This window comes from Nitrospira sp. BLG_2 (genome assembly GCF_049222245.1).
Window position 1 is genome coordinate 1 of record NZ_JBLYIG010000022.1, and the last position, 1,690, is coordinate 1,690.

At 53.4% G+C, this 1,690-nt stretch carries 2 protein-coding genes; both read right to left on the reverse strand.

Annotated features, from left to right (window positions below; translation table 11 throughout):
* On the reverse strand, positions 1-705 hold a 705-nt coding region (gene xth, locus ACOSYY_RS00645; protein ID WP_421660294.1), incomplete at its 3' end, for an exodeoxyribonuclease III.
* Positions 706-787: 82 nt separating this feature from the next.
* The gene (locus ACOSYY_RS00650; RefSeq protein WP_421660295.1) at positions 788-1,600 is read right to left on the reverse strand and encodes a LysR substrate-binding domain-containing protein; all 813 of its coding nucleotides are present in this window, start codon (positions 1,598-1,600) and stop codon (positions 788-790) included.
* Positions 1,601-1,690 lie beyond the last annotated feature (90 nt).

Consider the following 1,690-nt stretch of genomic DNA (forward strand, 5'->3'; position numbering starts at 1 on the left):
CACATCCGCCTGAATGCATTTGTCCGCGAGCGGTGCCGTCGCCATCACATGATCGATCCGCCAGCCTTTGTTGGCGGCTAGCGAGGAGGGTGCGCGGTAGTCCCAGAATGTGTATTGCTGCCGTGTCGGGTAAAGCTTCACAAAGACATCTTGAAATCCCCAGGCGATAGTTTGTTCATAGGCTTTCCGCGCGGCCTCGTGATAGCAGACATGGTTCAGATGTTTCTCCGGACTATGGACGTCCATTGGTCGTGGGGCGACATTCATATCGCCGCACCAAATGGCCGGAGCCTGGGGCGAAAGATGGGCGTCGAAATAACGGCGTAATCGCTCGTACCAGGCGAGCTTGTACGCGTATTTGGGCGAATCGATCTCGAATCCCTGAGGGACATAGGTGTTGATGATCGGAATTCCGTCAATGACGACGCGGAGCAAACGAGAATCGTCCGGATCTCCTCCATCGTCGAATCCATACGAGACTGCTTCCGGTTTTTTTCGGCTGAGAATCGCCACTCCATTATAAGATTTCATCCCTCGAAATGTCGTTTCGTACCCGCTGGGAGCCAGGGCGAGCAATGGAAACTCGCTATCTTGAACTTTAGTTTCTTGAAGGCACAGGATATCCGGCTTGTGTCGATCGAGCCATTCGAGCACGATGGGCAGGCGCTTACGCAATGAATTGACGTTGAAGGTGGCAATTTTCATCTGAAAGTCGCTCGATAGATTCCACGCATCCTATCAAACGCGACCTCAGGCAACAAGTTGCAGAGATGTATGGGTGGCTCAATCACTCATCCGACATGATGAGTCCAGGTATCTTCAAGGCATGGACGGCGCTGCGAATGACGTCGATGACTTGGGGCCTTGTAAATCCGCGCCGCCATGCGAGACCGATTCGACGACCAGGTACCGGGTCCGCCATCCTGATCGCAATCAACCGATTGTTCCGGTACTTCGGTGTCAGTGCGCTGCAGGGCATCACGGTAATCCCAAATCCGGAGACGACCATCTGTCGGATGGTTTCTATGGAGTTCCCTTGCCAACCTTGGGCACCTGATCGACTCAGGTCTGTGCAGGTATCAAGCACTTGCTGACGGAAGCAATGCCCGGCATGTGGAAGCAGGACTTTTTGGGATGCCAATTGGCTGGAATCGATCACCTTCCTCTTTCGCCACGGGTGCCCGCTGGGAACCAGGATCTGAAACGGTTCATCGTATAAGGCGGTGGTGAGAATTCCCGCTTCGTCGAAGGGAAGTGCGATTATGATCACATCGAGCTTTCCATTCTTCAACATCCCGACCAGGTTCTGCGTGAGATTTTCCTCCAGCTCCAGCGGCATCTTTGGTGCACGCGCATTCAAGAGCGGGACCAAATCTGGAAGGATGTACGGCCCCACGGTAGCGATGACGCCGAGCCGCAGTCTCCCGTTAAGTTGATCCTTGCCTTGAGCGGCAAGGATCTTGATGTGCTTGGACACCGCCTGCCGGCTCATGTCGAAGGACTCCGCCACACCGTTCAGTGTCAGCGAACGATGGGCCAGGGTGTTGATGATTTGCCTTCGGGTGGGGTCGGCAATGGCTTGAAATACGTCTCTTCTCATAAAATGTTCTCGTTAATAGGCAACCGATCAGTTGCTCAAATATAATGCAACTCTTCGGTTGCGCAATAGGGAGAACATATTTTTTTAAAC

Coding starts and splice junctions, on each gene's coding strand:
- ACOSYY_RS00650 (WP_421660295.1), bottom strand. CDS start 1,600: ATGAGAAGAGACGTATTTCAAGCCATTGCCGACCCCACCCGAAGGCAA.